Here is a 20,341-nt window from a genome sequence, read left to right on the forward strand (position 1 = left end):
CGCCGGCCGGCGGTTCACGGGAGACGTCACGAGCCGCCGGCGGCGCGAGCGCACGCTCGGGAGTCCCCGGCCGACCGCTCGACGCGAGGTGCCGCGACGACGGCAGGGGGCGGCATACGGGCGGTGGCGCCGTGATCATCGAGGCCGCGGTCCTGTCGGGCGGCGCCGCACTGCTCGTCGGCGTCCTCGGCGTCCTCCTCGTGCTCGCCGTCGCCCGCCGGTCGGTGGCCGCCGCGGCGGTCGTCGCACCCCTCGTCGTCGTCGGTGCAGTGGCCGCGGGTGTCGTCGCCGCGGCTCGGGCCATGTTCATCAACGACCACGACCGCGCCGTCGTGCTCATGGTGGTCGCGACCGCCCTGCCCATCGCCGGCGCGTTCGGACTCATCATCGCCAGGCAGGTCACGCGGCTGTCGCAGCGCGCCGCCGACGAGCGCGCCGCGAGGGAGCGCGACCGCGAGGTGGAGGCGAGCCGCCGCGAGCTCGTCGCCTGGGTGTCGCACGACCTGCGCACCCCGCTCGCCGGCATCAGGGCCATGGCTGAGGCCATCGAGGACGGCGTCGCGCCCGCTGACGGCTCCTACGCCGCACGCATCCGCCGAGAGGCGGACCGGATGGCCGACATGGTGGGCGGGCTGCTCTCGCTCTCCCGGCTCCATGCCGGGGCGCTGCGGCTCGACCGGGCACCGATGGACCTCGCCGACCTCGTCTCCGACGCGCTCGCCTCGGCCCGAGTCCTCGCCGAGCGGCGCGGGGTCGAGCTCTCCGGCACGGCGCCCGAGGGCGTCCTGGCCGACATCGACCCGCGGGAGCTCTCCCGCGCCCTGTCCAACCTCGTCACGAACGCCGTGACCCACACGCCGCCCGGCGGACACGTCGACGTCTCGCTGGCCCGGTCGGACCATACGGCGACGATCAGCGTCGCGGACGAGTGCGGCGGCATCCCCGAGGACCACCTCGCCCGGGTCTTCGAGCCGGGCTGGCGCGGGACGACGGCGCGGACGCCGGCCGAGGGCGAGGGCGCCGGTCTCGGCCTCGCGGTCGCACAGGGCATCGCCCGGGCCCACGGCGGTGACGTCACCGTGGCCAACTCGGGGCCCGGCTGCCGGTTCGAGCTGCTGGTCCCCCTGCACGCGCCGTCCGCGGCCAGCCCGGCACCGCGTCGGTGAGCGGCGGGGCCGCCGCCCGTGCCGAGGAGAGGCCTCAGGACAGGCCGGGGAGCGGCAGGTGCCAGATCGGGTCGAGCGCCACGCCGACGAAGAGCACCGTGAGGTAGGTGATCGAGAAGTGGAAGAGGCGCATCGGCTTGAGGACGTCCTCACCGGCGCCCGCCTTGGCCCGCCCGAGCAGGCGGTGCGCCTCTGCAAGGAACAGGACGCCCGAGACGACCGCCGCGACGGTGTAGACCCAGCCGACGTCGCCCACGGGGATGAGGGCGAGGGAGGTCAGGACCATCGCCCAGGAGTAGGCGACGATCTGCTTGGCGACGACGACGAAGCGCTCGACGACCGGCAACATCGGCACGTGCGCCGTGGCGTAGTCGTCCTTGTAGCGCATCGACAGGGGCCAGTAGTGCGGCGGCGTCCAGAAGAAGATGACCATGAAGAGGATGAACGCCGACCAGCTCACCGTGCCCGTGACGGCCGACCATCCGATGAGGACCGGCATGCAGCCCGCGGCGCCACCCCACACGATGTTCTGGGCGGTCCGCCGCTTGAGCAGGAGCGTGTAGCCGAACACGTAGAAGACGAGGGCCGCGAGGGCGAGCCAGGCGCTCAACCAGTTGACGAGGAGCCCGAGCCACACCGTCGACACGACGGCGAGCGCGGACCCGAACGCGAGGGCCCCCCTCGGCGTGACCGTGCCGGTGACCAGCGGGCGCTTGCTCGTGCGGTGCATGACCGCGTCGATGTCACGGTCGATGTAGCAGTTGAGCGTGTTGGCGGCGCCCGCGGAGAGCGTGCCGCCGACGAGCGTGTAGAGGACGAGCAGGAGCGGCGGAACCCCGCCCTCGGCGAGGAACATGACCGGGATGGTCGTGATGAGCAGCAGCTCGATGATCCGCGGCTTCATCAAGGAGATGTACTGCCCGACGAGGAACCTCAGGCCACTGCCGTCCGGACCGTGCAGCGCTGACAGGTCAGCGCGTGGGTCCACCGTTGTCACTGAAATCCTCGCTGCTGGTACGTGGCTCCGGCAGGGGGCACGGAGCATTTCGACGCAAGTCTAGACCGTGTCCCCGACGGCTCGGCACCGCCGGGGGCGCCCGTGCGTCGATCGTGCTGGGCACCGCTCGGCGCTGTGTCGCGTGCCACACGCTAGGACTAGGCTCGTGCCCGTACGCGTTCACCGCTGCTGAAGGAGACTCGATCCGTGACCAGCACCGCCACCGAGGCGACCAGGCCAACCCGTTCGAGCAAGGCGACGACGAAGGACCTGCTGGCACAGCGGGACCCCAGCCTGCCCATGCCCGTCGCGAAGAAGGCCGGCTGGTCCGACCTCGACGTGCGCGCCGTCGACACCGTGCGGCTGCTCGCCGCCGACGCGGTCCAGAAGGTGGGCAACGGCCACCCCGGCACCGCGATGTCGCTCGCCCCGCTCGCGTACCTGCTCTACCAGAGCGTGATGACCCACGACCCCTCCGACCCGGCATGGCTCGGTCGCGACCGCTTCGTCCTGTCGTGCGGACACTCGAGCCTCACGCAGTACATCCAGCTCTACCTCTCCGGTTACGGCCTCTCCCTCGACGACCTCAAGGCCCTGCGCACGTGGGGGTCGCTCACGCCCGGGCACCCCGAGGTCCACCACACGGCCGGCGTAGAGATCACGACCGGGCCGCTCGGGTCGGGCCTCGCCTCCGCCGTCGGGATGGCGATGGCCCAGCGTCGCCAGCGGGGTCTCCTCGACCCCGACGCCGCTCCCGGTACGAGCCCCTTCGACCACCACGTCTACGTCATCGCCTCCGACGGCGACCTCCAGGAGGGCGTGGGCCACGAGGCCTGTGCGCTCGCCGGTCACCAGCAGCTCGGCAACCTCACCGTCGTCTACGACGCCAACCAGATCTCGATCGAGGACGACACCGACATCGCCTTCAGCGAGGACGTCGCGGCCCGGTTCACGGCATACGGGTGGCACGTCGTCGAGGTCGACTGGCGCAAGAACGCCGACGGGTCGACCTACGTCGAGGATGTCGACGCTCTCCTTGCCGCGATCCGCTCCGGCGAGAAGATCACCGACCGTCCGACCCTCGTCGTGCTCCACACGATCATCGCGTGGCCGGCCCCGACGAAGCAGAACACCGGGAAGTCCCACGGCTCCGCGCTCGGTGACGAGGAGATCGCAGCGACCAAGCGGCTCCTCGGCTTCGACCCGCAGAAGTCGTTCGTCGTCGAGCCCGCGGTCCTCAAGCACGCCCGGGAGGTCGTCAAGCGAGGCAAGGCAGCCCACCGCGCGTGGGACACGGCATACAAGGCGTGGCGCAAGGCCAACCCCGACCGAGCGGCCCTGCTCGACCGGCTCACCGCCGGCGAAGCTCCCGCGGGCCTCGCCAAGGCGCTCCCGACGTTCCCGGCCGACGAGAAGGGGCTCGCGACCCGCGCGGCGTCGGGCAAGGTCCTCACCGCCCTGGCCGGCGTGATGCCCGAGCTCTGGGGTGGGTCCGCCGACCTCGCGGAGTCCAACAACACGACGATGGAGGGCGAGCCGTCCTTCATCCCCACCGCGCGACAGACCGCAGCCTGGAAGGGCAACCCCTACGGCAGGACCCTCCACTTCGGCATCCGCGAGAACGGCATGGGGATGATCCTCAACGGCATCGCGCTCGAGGGGCTCACCCGCCCCTACGGCGGCACCTTCCTCGTCTTCTCCGACTACATGCGTCCCGCCGTGCGACTCGCGGCGCTCCAGCAGCTGCCCGTCACGTACGTGTGGACACACGACTCGATCGGTCTCGGCGAGGACGGCCCGACGCACCAGCCGGTCGAGCACCTGGCCGCGCTGCGCGCGATCCCGGGCCTCGACGTCATCCGCCCGGCCGACGCCAACGAGACCGCGGCCGCGTGGGGGGAGATCCTTCGCAAGAGGCAGGGGCCGTCGGCCCTCGCCCTCACCCGTCAGAACGTCCCTACATGGGACCGCAAGACCTACGGCAAGGTCTCGGGCGTCGCCAAGGGCGCCTACGTCCTCGTCGAGGAGTCGCGCCCCGGCGACCCGGACGTCGTGCTCGTCGCCACCGGCTCCGAGGTCCAGCTCGCCGTCCAGGCGGCCGAGCGGCTCGAGAAGAGCAAGGTCTCGACGCGGGTCGTCTCGATGCCCTGCCGCGAGTGGTTCGAGAAGCAGTCGCGCTCCTACCAGGACAAGGTCCTGCCCCCGTCGGTCCGGGCGCGCGTCAGCGTCGAGGCCGGCGTGTCCATGGGCTGGCACGACATCGTCGGCGACGCCGGACGCACGGTCAGTCTCGAGCACTTCGGCGCCTCGGCCGACTACCAGACCCTCTTCCGGGAGTTCGGGATCACCGTCGACGCCGTGGTCAAGGCCGCGCGAGACTCGATCAAGGCTGCGGCCGCCGGGGCCCATGCGCCCGGCATCACCGAGACCAACCCGCGAAAGCGCGACTCGAGCGGTGACACCGACGTGTCGAGTTCCGGCCGTCCCGTGAAGGCCAGCGCGGCGTCCACCACGAGCAAGGGGAAGTGAACCCATGAGCAACCCGAACACCCAGGCCCTGTCCGACGCCGGCGTCTCGATCTGGCTCGACGACCTCTCGCGCGAGCTGCTCGAGACGGGGCGCATCGTCGAGCTCGTCGAGGAGCGCAACGTCGTCGGCCTCACGTCCAACCCGTCGATTTTCCAGGCGGCGATGTCGAAGGGCGACCTCTACAACGCCGACCTCGCCGAGCTGACCGAGGCCGGGAAGTCGGTCGAGGAGGTCGTCTTCGAGCTGACGACCTCCGACGTCCGGGAGGCCTGCGACATCTTCCTGCCGCTCTACCGGTCGACCGGCGGGGTGGACGGCCGGGTCTCGATCGAGGTCGACCCGCGCATCGCCCACGACACCGAGGCGACGAACGAGCAGGCCAAGCAGCTCCACGCCGCGGTCGACCGTCCCAACGTGCTCATCAAGATCCCGGCCACGAAGGCCGGCCTGCCTGCCATCGCGGCCACGATCGCGGAGGGGATCAGCGTCAACGTGACCCTGATCTTCTCCCTCGACCGCTACCGCGCGGTCATGAACGCCTACCTCGACGGACTCGAGAAGGCGCATGCCGCGGGCAAGGACCTGTCGACGATCCACTCGGTCGCGTCGTTCTTCGTGTCCCGCGTCGACACGGAAATCGACAAGCGGCTCGACGCCCTCGGCACCGACGACGCGAAGGCCCTGCGGGGCAAGGCGGGGGTGGCCAACGCGCGCCTCGCCTACCAGGCCTACGAGGAGGTCTTCTCGACGCCTCGCTGGAAGAGCCTTGCCGACGCGGGGGCGCACCCGCAGCGCCCGCTCTGGGCCTCCACCGGGGTCAAGGACCCGGCCTACCCCGACACGCTGTACGTCACCGAGCTCGTCGCGCCGGGCATCGTCAACACGATGCCCGAGAAGACCCTCGACGCGACGGCCGACCACGGCACGGTGACCGGCGACACGATCACCGGTGCGTACGACGAGGCGAGCGCCGTGCTCGACGCGCTCGAGGCCCACGGGATCTCGTACAGCGAGGTGGTCGACCTGCTCGAGGTGGAGGGTGTCGACAAGTTCGAGAAGTCCTGGGGCGAGCTGCTCGACGGCGTCACGACCGAGATGGAGAAGGTCCGGGCATGAGCTCACTGTCCGTCAGCGCCGCAGGCGCTGCTGCGGACGCGATTGCCCGGCACGTGCCGAACCTCGTCACCGACGCGGTCGCGAGCCGGCTCCTCGCCCGGGACCCCACGCTGTGGGGTCCCGACGCGGGGGCCGCCACCGCCGACGAACACGTCTCCTGGGTGGGGCTGCCGCGCACGTCGAGGCCGCTCCTCGGTGAGGTCGCCGCGTTGCGGGACTCCTTCGTCACGCGGGGTCTCGACCACGTCGTCCTCTGCGGGACGGGTGCGTCCGCTCGCGCGGCAGAGGCCATCTGCGCCGCCGCGGGCGTGGACCTGCTCGTCCTCGACACCGCGGACCCCGACGCCGTCCGGCGCGCCCTCGACGACCGGCTCGCACGCACGGTCGTCGTCGTGTCGAGCAGGTCCGGCTCCAGCGTCCAGACCGACGCGCACCTGCGAGCCTACGAGCAGGCGTTCGCGGACGCGGGGATCGTCCCTGCGGACCGGGTCGTCGTCGTGACGCTCCCCGGCAGCCCGCTCGACCTCGAGTCCCGAGGCAAGGGCTACCGGGTGGTCAACGCCGATCCCGCTGTCGGAGGGCGCTACTCGGCCCTCACCGCCTTCGGGCTCGTGCCGGCCGGCCTGGCCGGCGCCGACGTCGCGGCCCTGCTCGACGAGGCCGAGTCCGTCGCCGACCTCGTCGCCGACGATGACGTGGCCAACCCGGCGTTGCGCCTCGCCGCCGCCCTCGGGGGGACCCACCTGCTGCGCGACACGATCGTCCTGCTCGACGACGACTCGGGCCTCGGCGGACTGAGCGACTGGGTCGGGGCGCTGCTGCTCGAGTCGCTCGGCGCGAACGGCACGGGCCCGCTGCCGGTCGTCGTCGAAGGCGGCGACGCACCCGAGCTCGCCCACCTCGACGATGACGCGCTCGTGGCCAGGCTCGTCGCGAGCGACGACGAGACGCCCGCCTCTCACGACGAGGTGCGCGTGGGAGGCTCCCTGGGGGCCCAGTTCCTCCTCTGGCAGGCCGCGGCCGCCGTCGCCGGTCGCCTGCTCGGCGCCAGCCCCCTCGACCGGCCGGACGCCGCGGCGGCCACGACGGTCGGCACCTCACGGCAGGCCGATCCCTCGGGCGCGACCCGGGCAGCGGCCGCCGGCGGGCCGGCATTCGTCGACGCCGCGATCGAGGTGAACGCGCTCGGCGGCGAGTGGCTCGGCTCGGCGGCGTCGGTCGACGAGGCCGTCAAGAGCCTCCTCGCAGAGCTCGGCGACGTGGACCATGTCGCCGTCCTGGCCTATCTCGACCGGCACGGTGATGCCGTGCTGGCAGAGTCCCGCGCCGCGCTCGCGGCACGGGCCGGTCGTCCAGTCGCGTTCGGCTGGGGACCACGCTTTCCGCACCCCGGTGACCGGCTCCACGAGCGCGGTCCGGCCGACGGTGTCTACATCCAGATCACATCCGCCCCGAAGGAGGACCTGCCGGTGCCGGGTCGAGAGTTCACGTTCGGCGACGTCATCGCCGCCCAGGCCGGGGCAGACGCGGAGGTCCTGACGGACCGCAGCCGCCCCGTCCTGCGCCTCCACCTGTCCGACCACGACGCCGGCCTGGCGCAGCTCAGGGCGGCCCTCGTCGCGGGGGCCCGGGCATGAGCCCGGTCCAGGTCGCGCACGGCGTCAACCCCCTGCGCGCCCCCACCGACAAGCGACTTCCCCGGATCGCCGGACCCTGCGGCCTCGTCCTCTTCGGCGTCACCGGTGACCTCGCCCGCAAGAAGCTCATGCCGGCGATCTACGACCTCGCCAATCGCGGCCTGCTCCCACCGGGCTTCTCGCTCGTCGGTTTCGCACGCCGTGACTGGGCGACCCAGGACTTCGGCCAGGTCGTCCACGACGCGGTCAAGCAGCACGCACGCACCCCGTTCAGCGAGGATGTCTGGCGCAACCTCTCCGAGGGCTTCCGGTTCGTGCCCGGGACCTTCGACGACCCCGCCGCCTTCGACCTGCTCGCCAAGACGGTCGACGAGCTCGACACCGACCGCGGGACCGGAGGCAACCACGCCTTCTACCTGTCGATCCCGCCCGGCTTCTTCGCCCAGGTATGCGAGCAGCTCGAGCGCTGCGGCCTGACCAAGGCCGAGGGCGACAGCTGGCGCCGGGTCATCATCGAGAAGCCGTTCGGGCACGACCTCAAGAGCGCCCAGGAGCTCAACCACATCGTGGCGAGCGTCTTCCCGGCCGACTCCGTCTTCCGGATCGACCACTACCTCGGCAAGGAGACGGTCCAGAACCTCCTTGCGCTGCGCTTCGCCAACCAGCTCTTCGAGCCGGTGTGGAACGCGAACTACGTCGACCACGTGCAGATCACGATGGCCGAGGACATCGGCATCGCGGGGCGAGCCGGCTACTACGACGGCATCGGCGCAGCCCGCGACGTCATCCAGAACCACCTGCTCCAGCTGCTCGCCCTCACCGCGATGGAGGAGCCGGTGTCCTTCGAGGCCAAGGACCTGCGCGCCGAGAAGGAGAAGGCGCTGTCGGCGGTGCGCCTGCCACAGGACCTCGACCGGGGGTCGGCCCGCGGCCAGTACGCCCGCGGGTGGCAGGGTGCCGAGGAGGTCGTCGGCTACCTGGAGGAGGACGGGGTCGACCCCAACTCGGCGACGGAGACCTTCGCCGCCGTGGCCCTCGAGGTCGACACCAGACGGTGGGCCGGGGTGCCGTTCTACCTGCGCGCCGGCAAGCGCCTCGGCAAGCGCGTCACGGAGATCGCCGTCGTCTTCAAGAAGGCGCCGCACCTGCCCTTTGAGCACACCGCCACGGAGGAGCTGGGCCAGAACGCCATCGTCATCCGGGTCCAGCCCGACGAGGGCGTGACGATCCGGTTCGGCTCCAAGGTGCCGGGCAGCCAGATGGAGGTGCGGGACGTGACGATGGACTTCGGCTACGGTTCGTCGTTCACCGAGGCCTCCCCCGAGGCGTACGAGCGGCTCATCCTCGACGTCCTCCTCGGTGACCCACCGCTCTTCCCCCGGCACGAGGAGGTCGAGCTGTCCTGGCGGATCCTCGACCCGCTCATCCAGCACTGGGCCCGGAGCGGCAGGCCGGACCAGTACACCGCCGGTACGTGGGGGCCGGCGTCGGCCGACGCGATGCTGGCGCGTGACGGACGCACCTGGAGGATGCCGTGATCAGGGACCTGACCGACACGACGACGACGGGGATCAGCAAGACGCTGGTCCGGCTGCGCAACGAGGTCGGCGCCATGGCGCTCGGCCGGGTTCTCACCCTCGTCGTCGTCGTCGACGACACCGACGCGTCGGAGGCGATCGACGTCGCGAACCACGCGAGCCGTCAGCATCCCTGCCGGATCATCGTCGTCATCCCCGGGGATCGCCGTGGTCGCAACCGCCTCGACGCCCAGATCCGCCTCGGGGGCGACGCCGGGGCGAGCGAGATCGTCGTGCTGCGCCTCTATGGCGCCCTCGCCAACCACGGACCGAGCGTCGTGGTGCCGCTGCTCCTGCCTGACTCCCCCATCGTCGCGTGGTGGCCCGGTGAGGCCCCCGACGACGTGGCCAAGGACCCCATCGGAGCGATGGCCCAGCGTCGCATCACCGACGCGGCCGAGCATCGCAACCCGCGGCTCATGCTCAAGAAGCGTGCGGCGACCTACGCCCCGGGCGACACCGACCTCGCCTGGACGCGGATCACCCACTGGCGCGGGCTGCTCGCCGCCGCGCTCGACCAGCCTCCGTACGAGTCGATCACCGGGGCGGTCGTCAGCGGCGCCCCCGACTCACCGTCGTCGGACCTGCTCGCTGCCTGGCTCGCCCAGCGCCTCAAGGTCCCGGTCCGACGCGCGTCGACACCGCGCGGATCGGGCATCACCTCCGTCCGGCTCGAGCGTCCGAGTGGCCCGGTCGACCTCGTCCGGCCCGGAGACGTGGTCGCGACGTTGTCGCAGTTCGGCCAGCCGGACCGCCGGATCAGTCTCCCGCGTCGAGAGCTGCCGGAGTGCCTCGCCGACGAGCTGCGACGCCTCGACCCCGACGAGTCGTACGAGGCCGCGCTCCTGCACGGCCTCGACAAGCTCGGACCGGCGCGTCTCTCGGCTGCCGCTGCCGCAAAGGCGGGCAAGGCGCCCGACATCGAGCAGTCGCGCAGGCTGGCGGCCCGGCTCGGCCGTGACGACTCCGCACAGGAGGCGTCTGCGATGATCACGGCGCCACCGGCGCCGGAGCACGCCGACACCGGCCAGGTCCACGCCGCCACCGTGCGCAAGCTCGCGGGGAAGCGGACTCCGCGTGAGAAGGAGACTGCGGCCGCCCGCGCAGCCGCCAAGAAGGCCGCCGCGAGCAAGGCGACATCAAGGGCCACCACGAAGGCAACGACGGGGGCCACCACGAAGACGGCGACATCGAAGGCCGCGAAGACGACGTCGAGGGCAACGAAGAAGGCGGCCACGAAGAAGGCGGCCGCGTCCGGTGGGGGTGACTCGTGAGCTCCGCGCCCTCCGTCGTCGTCCACCCGGACAAGCAGTCCCTCGCGGATGCCGCGGCCGCGCGTCTCGTCACCGCTCTCGTCGACGCCCAGGCGGCGCGGGGCGAGGCCCACGTTGCGCTGACCGGAGGGTCGATGGGCTCGGCGATCATCGCCTCGCTCTGTGAGGTCCCGGGGCGCTCGGCCGTCGACTGGTCACGGGTCAACGTCTGGTGGGGCGACGAGCGCTACCTCCCAGCCGGAGACGCAGACCGCAACGACACCCAGAACGACGCTGCCGGGTTGGCCTCGCTCGGTCTCGACGCGACGCGCATCCATCGGGTCGCCGGCCCCGACACGTCCGACTCCGCGGAGGACAGCGCCGAGGCGTATGCCGCCGAGCTGCGTGAGCACGGTGCCGCCGCCTTCGACGTCGTCCTCCTCGGCGTCGGGCCCGACGGCCACGTCGCCTCGCTCTTCCCGCACCACCCGGCGCAACGCACGACGGGGACCCCGGCCGTGGCGGTGCATGACTCCCCCAAGCCACCGCCGGACCGGGTCTCGCTCACGTTCGAGTGCCTCGACCGGGCCCTCGAGGTGTGGTTCCTCGTCGCCGGGGCCGACAAGGCGGTCGCTGTGGGCGCCGCGCTCGCCTCGGGGGCGGACCGCTGGGACGTGCCGGCCGCTGGTCCCAGGGGCAGCATCGCCACCCGCTGGCTCATCGACGCCGACGCCGCGACGGCAGTGACTGGGACCGAGCCCCGGCACGACTGAGCCCGAGCGCCGACCCGGCCCGGCGGCATACGGACGCCGAGCAGGACAACGAGGGAGGCCCCGAACCGGATGGTTCGGGGCCTCCCTCGTTGTCCTTGTGGCTCTACTGGATGAGGCCGCGCTGGCGCAGCGTCGACAGCGCCTCGTCGAGGATGGCCGCGCCGTCGGCGTCGCTCCGGCGCTCCTTCACGTAGGCGAGGTGCGTCTTGTAGGGCTCGACCTTCGGCGGGGCGGGCGGGTTGTCCTTGTCCTGGCCGGCCGGGAAGCCGCACCGGGGGCAGTCCCACGTCTCGGGGAGGACCATGCCGGGCTCCTCCGCGAAGCTCGGCCGAGTCTCGTGCCCGTTGGAGCACCAGTAGGAGATGTGGACGCGAGGGGCGGCGTCACCGCGCTCGGCCTCACCCATCGGGCCGGCGCCGACCCGGCTTCCACGAATGGCGTTACCGCTGGCCATGTGTTCGTCCTCTCAGCTCGCGAATCGGGCCAGGAGGCCCAGACCGATGATCGCCGTCGCCCAGATGAGGGCCACGGCAACGGTGAAGCGGTCGAGGTTGCGCTCGGCGACCGAGGAGCCGCCGAGGGAGGTCGACATGCCGCCACCGAACATGTCGGACAGGCCACCACCCTTGCCCTTGTGCAGCAGGATGAACAGGGTCAGAACCAGGCTGGACAGCACCAGCAGGACCTGCAGCACGATGCGAACCGCATCCACGTGGTCACTCCATCTCTCGGGGCATTCGGCCGTCGTTGATCGGCTCGGGCAAGGATACCTTCCCGCCTGCCCGGAGGCCGAACCCCACCCACGGGCGGGGCTCGGCTGCTCGTCAGGCGACGTTCAGGTGAGTCGGTCTCAGGCCGGCGTCAGGTGGTCGCGGTAGCGGCAGATCGACGCGAACTCGGCCGGGTCGATCGACGCCCCGCCCACGAGGGCACCGTCGACGTCCTCCTGGGCCATGATCGCGGCGACGTTGGCGGCCTTGACGCTTCCGCCGTAGAGGATGCGGATGCCGTCGGCAACGTCCCCGCTGTAGAGCTCGGCGAGCAGCGTCCGGATGGCCGCGCAGACCTCCTGCGCATCGTCCGGAGTCGCCACCTCACCCGTTCCGATCGCCCAGATCGGCTCGTAGGCGATGACGATCGAGGCGGCCTGCTCCTTCGAGACGCCGGCGAGCGCGGCCCGCAGCTGGGAGACGACGTGCCCGACCTGACCCGACTCCTTCCGCACGTCGAGCCCCTCACCGCAGCACAGGATCGGCGTCAGACCATGGGCGTATGCCGCCTCGACCTTCGCGGCGACGACGTCGTCGGTCTCGTGGTGGCCCTCCCGACGCTCGCTGTGACCGACGACGACGTACGTGCAGCCGAGCTTCTTGAGGAACGCGCCGGAGATGTCGCCCGTGTAGGCGCCGGAGGCGTGCGGAGACAGGTCCTGCGCGCCGTAGCGCAGGTGGAGCTTGTCGCCCTCGATGAGGGTCTGCACCGACCGGAGGTCGGTGAACGGCGGGAGGACGGCCACCTCGACGGCTGCGTAGTCGTGCTTGGCGTCACGCAGCGTCCAGTCGAGCTTCTGGACGAGGTGGGTGGCCTGCAGGTGGTCGAGGTTCATCTTCCAGTTGCCGGCCATGAGCGGCACACGGCCGACGGGCTTCGCGTCGGTCTTGTCGGAACGGGCCATCAGGCGTGGTCCTCCTCGTCGAGCACGGTCAGGCCGGGCAGCTCCTTGCCCTCGAGGTACTCGAGGCTCGCTCCACCGCCTGTCGAGATGTGGCCGAAGTCGCTGTCGGCGAAACCGAGCTGGCGCACGGCGGCGGCCGAGTCGCCACCGCCGACGACGGTCAGGGCCCCGGTTCGCGTCACGTCGACGAGGGCCTGGGCGACCGCCTTGGTCCCCGCAGCGAACGGCGCCATCTCGAAGGCGCCCATGGGCCCGTTCCAGAAGACCGTGCGGCAGTCTGCGAGCCGCTCGGCGAAGAGTCGGCCGGACTCGGGGCCGATGTCGAGGCCCATCCGGTCCGCCGGGATCGCGTCGACGGCCACGACGTCGTGCGGGGCATCGGCGCTGAAGGCGTCCGCGGCGACGATGTCGACCGGCAGGACGATCTCGACGCCCTCCTTCTCGGCACGCTCGAGGTAGCCCTTGACGGTGTCGACCTGGTCGGCCTCGAGCAGGCTCTTGCCGACCTCGAGACCCATGGCGGCGAGGAAGGTGAACACCATGCCGCCACCGATGAGGAGCCGGTCGGCCGTGCCGAGGAGGTTGCCGATGACGCCGAGCTTGTCGGACACCTTCGCGCCGCCGAGGACGACGGCATACGGCCGCTCGGGGTCCTTCGTCAGGCGGCGGAGCACGTCGACCTCGGTGGCCACGAGACCCCCGGTGGCGTGCGGGAGCAGCCGGGCGACGTCGTAGACGGACGCCTGCTTGCGGTGGACGACGCCGAAACCGTCGGAGACGAAGACGTCCGCCATCGAGGCGAGGGCGCCCGCGAACTCGGCGCGCTCCTCGTCGGACTTGCCCGTCTCGCCGGCGTTGAACCGGAGGTTCTCGAGCAGGAGCACGTCGCCGTCATCGAGGGCGGCGACGGCCGCCTGCGCCTCAGGACCCACGGTGTCGCCCGCGAACGCGACGGGGCGACCGAGGACCTCACCGAGCCGCGTCGCGACCGGAGCGAGGGAGTACTTGGCCTCGGGCGCACCCTTGGGGCGGCCGAGGTGGGCGCACACGATGACGCGCGCACCCTGCTCGGACAGGGCAGCGATCGTCGGGGCGGACGCGCGGATGCGCCCGTCGTCGGTGATCGTCGTGCCGTCGAGCGGGACATTGAGGTCGGAACGGACGAGGACGCGCTTGCCGCGCAGGTCCCCGAGGTCGCCAGTCGTCTTCACGAGGGTTGCCTCTTCGCTGTGGGTTGAGTTCGGCCGGGAACCGGGACGGCCACCGCCCCACGCTGCGCGGGGGCGGTGGCCGACGGGCTCAGAGGGACTCGCCGACGAGCGCGACGAGGTCGACGAGACGGTTGGAGTAGCCCCACTCGTTGTCGTACCAGCCGACGACCTTGACCTGGTTGCCGATGACCTTGGTCAGACCGGCGTCGAAGATGCACGAGGCCGGGTCGGTCTCGATGTCCTTGGAGACGATCTCGTCCTCGGTGTAGACCAGGACACCCTTGAGGGGGCCCTCCGCGGCGGCCTTGACCGCGGCGTTGACCTCTTCGACCGTCGTCTCACGGCCGGCCTCGAACGTCAGGTCGGTGGCCGAACCGGTCGGCACCGGCACCCGGAGGGCGTAGCCGTCGAGCTTGCCCTTCAGGTCGGGGAGCACGAGGGAGACGGCCTTGGCGGCGCCGGTCGTGGTCGGGACGATGTTGAGGGCCGCGGCGCGAGCCCGGCGGAGGTCCTTGTGGGGGGCGTCCTGGAGGTTCTGGTCCTGCGTGTAGGCGTGGATCGTCGTCATGAGTCCCTTGACGATGCCGAACTCGTCATGGAGCACCTTCGCCATCGGCGCGAGGCAGTTCGTCGTGCACGACGCGTTGGAGATGACCGTGTGCTTCTCGGCGTCGTAGAGATCGTGGTTGACGCCCATCACGATGGTGATGTCCTCGTTCTTGGCCGGGGCCGAGATGATGACCTTCTTGGCCCCACCGTCGATGTGCGCCTTGGCCTTCTGCGCGTCGGTGAAGAAGCCGGTGGACTCGACGATCACGTCGGCGCCGACGCCGGCCCAGTCGATCTTGGCCGGGTCGCGCTCCTCGAAGACGCGGATCGCCTTGCCGTCGACGTGGATCGAGGTCTCGTCGTAGGTGACCTCACCCGGGAAGCGACCCAGGATCGAGTCGTACTTGAGCAGGTGGGCGAGAGTCTTGTTGTCCATGAGGTCGTTGGTGGCCACGACCTCGATGTCGGCTCCGGAGGCCACGATGGCGCGGAAGAAGTTGCGGCCGATGCGGCCGAAGCCGTTGATACCAACGCGAACAGTCACTGCTGAGCACCTCTTCGGGGTGTGAGTGGTAGGGCGATGGGTCGCGCCTTTGCGACTCCTTCGCCGTCCACCCTAGTGGCTTGCCTCACAGAGGGAAGCAGGAGTCTCATCGAGCGGTGAGCGAGCGCTCAGCAGCAGCGGGCCGCACGGACCGGGCCCCGGGCGCCCCCGCGAGAGGGCCGGCGGCGTCAGCTGTCGAGCATGTCAGGGGTGAGGTTGGCGTCGGTGCCGGGCACCCCGAGCTCCTCGGCCCGCTTGTCGGCCATGGCGAGCAGCCGGCGGATCCGGCCGGCGACGGCGTCCTTCGTCATCGGCGGCTGGGCGAGCTGACCGAGCTCCTCGAGGCTCGCCTGCTTGTGCTCGACGCGGAGAACCCCCGCCTCGCGGAGGTGGTCGGGGATGTCGTCGCCGAGGATCTCCATGGCCCGCTCGACCCGGGCACCCGCGGCTACCGCGGCGCGCGCCGAGCGGCGCAGGTTGGCGTCGTCGAAGTTGGCGAGGCGGTTGGCCGTCGCGCGCACCTCGCGGCGCATCCGGCGCTCCTCCCAGGCGAGCACGGCGTCGTGGGCCCCGAGGCGCGTCAGCATCGCCCCGATCGCGTCACCGTCGCGGATGACCACGCGGTCGACGCCCCGGACCTCGCGGGCCTTGGCCTGGATGCCGAGTCGGCGCGCCGCGCCCACGAGGGCGAGCGCCGCCTCGGGCCCGGGGCAGGTCACCTCGAGGGCGGACGATCGGCCGGGCTCGGTCAGCGAGCCGTGGGCGAGGAACGCCCCCCGCCAGGCGGCCTCGGAGTCGCACGTCGCCGCGCTGACGACCTTGGGGGGAAGCCCGCGCACGGGGCGTCCGCGGGCGTCGATGAGCCCGGTCTGCCGGGCGAGGGTTGCGCCGTCCTCGACGATGCGCACGACGTAGCGAGAGCCGCGTCGCAGTCCGCCGGCAGCGAGCACGAGCAGGTCGCTCTTGTGGCCGTACACCTCGGAGATGGTGCGCCGCAGCCGGCGTGCGGCGTTGGCGGTGTCGAGCTCGGCCTCGACGACGATCTGGCCGCCGATGATGTGCAGCCCCCCGGCGAAGCGGAGCATCGTCGACACCTCGGCCTTGCGACAACAGGGCTTGGTCACCTCGAGGCGGGAGAGCTCGTCCTTCACCTTCGCTGTCATCGCCATGCGGACATCCTGCCACCCGCAGAGACGCCGCGTGACGTGGTGCCTTCGGCCGCAGGGCGGCCCGCCTCCTCAGCCGATGACGTCGCGGAGCGCCGCGGCGAGGCGGAGCGGGTCATGCACCCCCGGCTGCCCACGCGTCGCAACGGGCGCGACGACGAGCTCGGCACCGACGTCGGCGGCCGCGGACCGCACGGCGGCCGCGTCGGTGACGACCGACGGGTCGGCGAGCACGACGTCGAGCCGCAGGTCGGGCGCGTTGGCCGCGAAGGACCTGAGGTGGTCCTCGGCGCGGAAGTCGCGCGTCTCGCCCTTGTGGACCTCGAGGTTGAGGTTGAGCAGCCGCCGGGCCGGTGTCGCCACGAGCGCGTCGGCGAGGTCCGGGACGAGCAGGTGCGGCATGACCGAGGTGAACCACGAGCCGGGCCCGAGCATGACCCAGTCGGCCGAGCCCACGGCGTCGAGGGCCTCCGCGCACGGTGCGGGGCAGGTCGGCACGATGCCGATCGACCTCACGACACCGGGTGACGACGCGACGCGGTGCTGACCGCGGACGAGGACCGCCTCGTCGGGCCGCCCGGGGTCGTGGCCGACGATCTCCGCGACGATCTCGAGCGGCTCCGCGGCCATGGGCAGGACCCGGCCGCGGGCGCCGAGGAGCCGGCCGACGAGGTCGAGGCCTCGCACGGTGTCGCCGAGCAGCTCCCAGATCGAGACGATCATGAGGTTGCCGAGAGCGTGCCCGCGCAGCTCACCCTGGCCCGCGAAACGGTGCTGCAGCACATCGCGCCAGGTGTGGCCCCACTCGGAGTCGTCGCAGAGGGCGGCGAGCGCCATCCGAAGGTCTCCGGGAGGCAGGACGTCGAAGTCCTCGCGCAGGCGGCCGCTCGAGCCCCCGTCGTCGGCGACCGTGACCACGGCCGTGACATTGTCGGTGAGCAGCCGGAGGGCCGTGAGCGCAGCCGAGAGACCGTGCCCTCCCCCGAGGGCGACGATGCGCCGCGTGTGGCTGCCCGCGAAAGGACCGGGCGGCGTCATGGCCGTCACTCCCGCCCGAGGTCGCGGTGGACGACGAAGGTCTCGACACGAGAGCCCTCGCCGAGCCGCGCGCTCAGCGCCTCGGCGATCGCGACGGAGCGGTGCTTGCCGCCCGTGCACCCGACCGCGACCGTGACGTATCGCCGCCCCTCGCGGATGTAGCCCGAGACCATCGTCGAGAGCAGGTCTCCGGCGCGGTCGAGGAACTCGTCAGCGCCGGGCTGGCCCATGACGAACGCGGCCACCGGCTCGTCGCGCCCGCTCAGCGGGCGCAGCTCCGGCACCCAGAACGGGTTGGGCAGGAAGCGCATGTCGAAGACGACGTCGGCATCGAGCGGCAGCCCGTACTTGAAGCCGAACGACATCACGGCGATGCGCAGCTGGAAGCGCAGGTCACCGGCGAAGAGCGAGGAGAGCTTGGCGCTCAGCTGGTGGACGTTGAGGCCGGAGCTGTCGATGACGACGTCGGCCGAGGAGCGGAGGTCGACGAGCAGCTCCCGCTCGCGCTGGATCCCGTCGAGGAGGCGTCCGTTGCCCTGCAGGGGATGGGGCCGACGGACGCTCTCGAACCGCCGCACGAGGGCCTCGTCGGTGGCGTCGAGAAAGACGAGACTCGGCCGCTCCCCCCGCTCGCGCGCGGCCTGGATGGCGTCCTCGAGGTGCGCGAACCACCCGCGGGAGCGGACGTCGACGACGACGGCGACGCGCTGCTGGGCCGCTTCGGGGCTGCGCGCGATGGCGTCGTCGCGAAGGTCTGCGAGGTCGGAGAGCAGCTGCGGCGGCAGGTTGTCGACGACGAGCCACCCGAGGTCCTCGAGGACGTTGGCGGTCGTGCTGCGGCCCGCGCCGCTCATCCCGGTGACGATGACGAGCGGTGCGTCGACGAGGGACGTCGCGGGGGTCTGGACCGTCGGGTTGTTCATTCGAGCACTTCTCCCGTCGTGAGGTTCACGGCTGGCTCCCCGGCGCCACTCTCAGCCAAGTGGGTGACGATCGCCGACGCAAGCGACGGGCCGATGCCGGGCACCGTCATGATCTCCTCGGCCGCGGCACCGCGCAGGCGCTTGACCGAGCCGAAGTGCTTGAGCAGCGCCTTCTGTCGGCTCGCGCCCAGACCAGGTATGCCGTCGAGCTGGGAGGACGTCATCGCCTTCGAGCGGCGCTGGCGGTGGAAGGTGATGGCGAAGCGGTGCGCCTCGTCGCGCAGGCGCTGGAGCAGGTAGAGGCCCTCGCTCGTGCGCGGCAGGATGACGGGGTACTCGCTGCGGGGCAGCCAGACCTCCTCGAGGCGCTTGGCCAGGCCGACGAGCGCGACCTCCTCGATGCCGAGCTCGTCGAGGACGGCCTGGGCGGCGTTGACCTGCGGGAGGCCGCCGTCGACGACGACGAGGCTCGGCGGGTACGCGAAGCGTCGGGGTCGGCCCGTCTCGGGGTCGATCGGCCCCGACGGCGCGTCGCCGGCGCCGACTGCGTCATCGGCGTCGCCGACCACGCCGGTGGACAGGTCGAGGTCACCCCGCCCCTCGGCATCCTCGAGATAGCGCCGGAACCGCCGCGTCAGGACCTCCCGCATCGCCGCGGTGTCGTCGATGGTCGCGGTGCCGTCCTCGAGCTCGCCGGCGCCGTCCAGTGCTCCCCCGCCCTCAGCACCCGTCGCCGCCGCCGTCGCCGCCGTCACTGCCGTCGCTGCCGTTGTCCCGCGGACGATGAACCGGCGGTACTCGCTCTTGCGGGCGAGGCCGTCCTCGAAGACGACCATGCTCGCGACGACGTTGGTGCCCTGGACGTGGCTGACGTCGTAGCACTCGATGCGAAGCGGTGCCTCATCGAGCTCGAGGAGGTCCTGCAGCTCCTGGAGCGCCTGGCTGCGCAGGGTGAGGTCGCCGGCACGGGCCACCTTGTGGCGGGCGAGCGACTGCTCGGCGTTGCGCCGGACCGTCTCCATGAGCGCTCGCTTGTCGCCGCGCTGCGGGACGCGCACGTCGACGGCCGAGCGGCGCACCGAGGAGAGCCACTCGACGACGGCCTCGTGGTCGGGGGGAAGGGTCGGCACGAGCACCTCCCGCGGCACGGCGTCGCGGTCGGCGTCGCCGTAGACCTGCTGGAGGAGGTGCTCGACGAGCGTCGGCGCGTCTTCGCTCTCCTTCTCGACGACCCAGCCGCGCTGACCCCGGATGCGGCCGCCGCGCACGTGGAAGACCTGGACCGCGGCCTCGAGGTCGTCGTCGGCGAGGGCGAAGACGTCGGCGTCGGTCGCGTCGCCGAGGACGACGGCCTGCTTCTCGAGGGCCTTGCTGAGCGCGCCGATGTCGTCGCGGAGGCGAGCGGCCTGCTCGAAGTCGAGCTCGGCGGCCGCCTCGCGCATGCGGGTCTCGAGCCGCTTGACGAAGCGGGTCGTGTTGCCGCCCATGAAGTCGCAGAAGTCCTCGGCGATGGCGCGGTGCTCCTCCGCGCTGACCCGCCCGACGCAGGGGGCCGAGCACTTGTCGATGTAGCCGAGCAGGCACGGACGACCGCTCGCCGCGGCGCGCCGGAACACGCCTGAGGAGCAGGTGCGCACCGGGAACACGCGCAGGAGCAGGTCGAGGGTCTCGCGGATCGCCCAGGCGTGGCCGTAGGGGCCGAAGTAGCGGGTGCCCTTGCGCTTGGCGCCGCGCATGACCTGGGCCCGCGGGAACTCCTCCCCCATCGTGACGGCGAGGAAGGGGTAGGACTTGTCGTCGCGGTACTTGACGTTGAAGCGCGGGTCGAACTCCTTGATCCAGGAGTACTCGAGCTGGAGCGCCTCGACCTCGGTGCGCACGACGGTCCACTCGACCGACGCCGCTGTCGTCACCATCGTCGCCGTGCGCGGGTGGAGGGCGGTGATGTCCTGGAAGTACGACGAGAGCCGCGGGCGCAGCGACTTGGCCTTCCCGACGTAGATGACGCGGCCGTGCGCGTCCCGGAAGCGGTAGACCCCCGGATCGGTCGGGATCTCCCCCGGCTTGGGTCGATAGGTCGTCGGGTCGGCCACGGCTCCACCCTATGTCGCGGCGCCGACGCCCACCGGCGCCGGGTGACCCACCCAGATCGCGTATGCCGCTCAGCCGGCACCGCGGCCGCGCGC

The 20,341-nt window shown here is 71.7% G+C and carries 17 protein-coding genes; 7 read left to right on the forward strand and 10 right to left on the reverse strand.

The genetic code is table 11. The annotated features are described in order from the left end of the window. The first annotated feature begins 131 nt into the window (after positions 1-131). A complete protein-coding gene (locus N865_RS09745; protein WP_034804821.1) occupies positions 132-1,166 on the forward strand; it encodes a sensor histidine kinase in 1,035 nt (344 codons plus the stop codon). Between the two features lie 34 nt (positions 1,167-1,200). On the opposite strand, the gene N865_RS09750 is transcribed toward N865_RS09745, so the two are convergent. Continuing rightward, a complete protein-coding gene (locus N865_RS09750) occupies positions 1,201-2,211 on the reverse strand; it encodes a heme o synthase (protein WP_157557642.1) in 1,011 nt (336 codons plus the stop codon). 252 nt (positions 2,212-2,463) lie between these two features. Here N865_RS09750 and tkt point away from each other — a divergent pair, with 252 nt between their 5' ends. Genes tkt through pgl form a run of 6 tightly spaced genes read left to right on the forward strand, consistent with a single transcriptional unit; the run spans position 2,464 to position 11,049 of the window. Beyond that, complete coding sequence (gene tkt / locus N865_RS09755; RefSeq protein WP_051510421.1) at positions 2,464-4,692, forward strand: transketolase; 2,229 nt, start codon at positions 2,464-2,466, stop codon at positions 4,690-4,692. Positions 4,693-4,696: 4 nt separating this feature from the next. Beyond that, entirely contained in the window at positions 4,697-5,809 is a 1,113-nt protein-coding gene (gene tal, locus N865_RS09760) for a transaldolase (protein ID WP_034804827.1), read from the forward strand. Continuing rightward, positions 5,806-7,446: a glucose-6-phosphate isomerase gene (locus N865_RS09765; RefSeq protein ID WP_034804830.1), complete on the forward strand. Its 1,641-nt coding sequence runs from the start codon at positions 5,806-5,808 to the stop codon at positions 7,444-7,446. Before tal ends, N865_RS09765 begins: the two co-directional genes overlap by 4 nt. Further along, on the forward strand, positions 7,443-8,984 hold the full coding sequence (gene zwf, locus N865_RS09770; protein WP_034804832.1) for a glucose-6-phosphate dehydrogenase: 1,542 nt from the start codon (positions 7,443-7,445) through the stop codon (positions 8,982-8,984). Before N865_RS09765 ends, zwf begins: the two co-directional genes overlap by 4 nt. Then, on the forward strand, positions 8,981-10,297 hold the full coding sequence (gene opcA, locus N865_RS09775) for a glucose-6-phosphate dehydrogenase assembly protein OpcA (RefSeq protein WP_034804835.1): 1,317 nt from the start codon (positions 8,981-8,983) through the stop codon (positions 10,295-10,297). The genes zwf and opcA overlap by 4 nt, the downstream gene beginning before the upstream one ends. Then, complete coding sequence (gene pgl, locus N865_RS09780) at positions 10,294-11,049, forward strand: 6-phosphogluconolactonase (protein ID WP_034804838.1); 756 nt, start codon at positions 10,294-10,296, stop codon at positions 11,047-11,049. The genes opcA and pgl overlap by 4 nt, the downstream gene beginning before the upstream one ends. 103 nt (positions 11,050-11,152) lie before the next feature. Here pgl and N865_RS09785 read toward each other — a convergent pair whose 3' ends face one another. From N865_RS09785 to uvrC, 9 genes are all read right to left on the reverse strand, one after another. Then, positions 11,153-11,503, reverse strand: a complete 351-nt coding sequence (locus tag N865_RS09785; protein ID WP_084328112.1) for an RNA polymerase-binding protein RbpA — start codon at positions 11,501-11,503, stop codon at positions 11,153-11,155. Between the two features lie 12 nt (positions 11,504-11,515). Continuing rightward, the gene (gene secG / locus N865_RS09790) at positions 11,516-11,761 is read right to left on the reverse strand and encodes a preprotein translocase subunit SecG (protein ID WP_034804844.1); all 246 of its coding nucleotides are present in this window, start codon (positions 11,759-11,761) and stop codon (positions 11,516-11,518) included. A 138-nt stretch (positions 11,762-11,899) separates the two neighbouring features. Then, complete coding sequence (tpiA, locus tag N865_RS09795) at positions 11,900-12,724, reverse strand: triose-phosphate isomerase (RefSeq protein WP_051510417.1); 825 nt, start codon at positions 12,722-12,724, stop codon at positions 11,900-11,902. Beyond that, positions 12,724-13,935 (reverse strand): phosphoglycerate kinase, encoded by a 1,212-nt coding sequence (locus tag N865_RS09800; RefSeq protein WP_034804845.1) that lies wholly within the window; start codon positions 13,933-13,935, stop codon positions 12,724-12,726. The genes tpiA and N865_RS09800 overlap by 1 nt, the downstream gene beginning before the upstream one ends. An 88-nt stretch (positions 13,936-14,023) precedes the next feature. Then, complete coding sequence (gene gap, locus N865_RS09805; RefSeq protein WP_034804847.1) at positions 14,024-15,028, reverse strand: type I glyceraldehyde-3-phosphate dehydrogenase; 1,005 nt, start codon at positions 15,026-15,028, stop codon at positions 14,024-14,026. A 188-nt stretch (positions 15,029-15,216) separates the two neighbouring features. Next, positions 15,217-16,197: a DNA-binding protein WhiA gene (gene whiA, locus N865_RS09810; RefSeq protein ID WP_034804851.1), complete on the reverse strand. Its 981-nt coding sequence runs from the start codon at positions 16,195-16,197 to the stop codon at positions 15,217-15,219. 69 nt (positions 16,198-16,266) lie between these two features. Beyond that, entirely contained in the window at positions 16,267-17,232 is a 966-nt protein-coding gene (locus N865_RS09815) for a gluconeogenesis factor YvcK family protein (protein WP_051510422.1), read from the reverse strand. Positions 17,233-17,237: 5 nt separating this feature from the next. Then, a complete protein-coding gene (gene rapZ, locus N865_RS09820) occupies positions 17,238-18,155 on the reverse strand; it encodes an RNase adapter RapZ (RefSeq protein WP_034804854.1) in 918 nt (305 codons plus the stop codon). Continuing rightward, complete coding sequence (uvrC, locus tag N865_RS09825) at positions 18,152-20,248, reverse strand: excinuclease ABC subunit UvrC (RefSeq protein ID WP_034804857.1); 2,097 nt, start codon at positions 20,246-20,248, stop codon at positions 18,152-18,154. Before uvrC ends, rapZ begins: the two co-directional genes overlap by 4 nt. Between the last annotated feature and the right edge of the window lie 93 nt (positions 20,249-20,341).

The organism is Intrasporangium oryzae NRRL B-24470, from assembly GCF_000576595.1.
In the GTDB taxonomy this organism is placed as follows: Bacteria; Actinomycetota; Actinomycetes; order Actinomycetales; family Dermatophilaceae; genus Intrasporangium_C; species Intrasporangium_C oryzae.

Coding starts and splice junctions, on each gene's coding strand:
- tal (WP_034804827.1), top strand. CDS start 4,697: ATGAGCAACCCGAACACCCAGGCCCTGTCCGACGCCGGCGTCTCGATC.
- tkt (WP_051510421.1), top strand. CDS start 2,464: ATGCCCGTCGCGAAGAAGGCCGGCTGGTCCGACCTCGACGTGCGCGCC.
- zwf (WP_034804832.1), top strand. CDS start 7,443: ATGAGCCCGGTCCAGGTCGCGCACGGCGTCAACCCCCTGCGCGCCCCC.
- N865_RS09815 (WP_051510422.1), bottom strand. CDS start 17,232: ATGACGCCGCCCGGTCCTTTCGCGGGCAGCCACACGCGGCGCATCGTC.
- whiA (WP_034804851.1), bottom strand. CDS start 16,197: ATGGCGATGACAGCGAAGGTGAAGGACGAGCTCTCCCGCCTCGAGGTG.
- tpiA (WP_051510417.1), bottom strand. CDS start 12,724: ATGGCCCGTTCCGACAAGACCGACGCGAAGCCCGTCGGCCGTGTGCCG.
- rapZ (WP_034804854.1), bottom strand. CDS start 18,155: ATGAACAACCCGACGGTCCAGACCCCCGCGACGTCCCTCGTCGACGCA.
- N865_RS09765 (WP_034804830.1), top strand. CDS start 5,806: ATGAGCTCACTGTCCGTCAGCGCCGCAGGCGCTGCTGCGGACGCGATT.
- N865_RS09750 (WP_157557642.1), bottom strand. CDS start 2,211: ATGCTCCGTGCCCCCTGCCGGAGCCACGTACCAGCAGCGAGGATTTCA.
- N865_RS09785 (WP_084328112.1), bottom strand. CDS start 11,503: ATGGCCAGCGGTAACGCCATTCGTGGAAGCCGGGTCGGCGCCGGCCCG.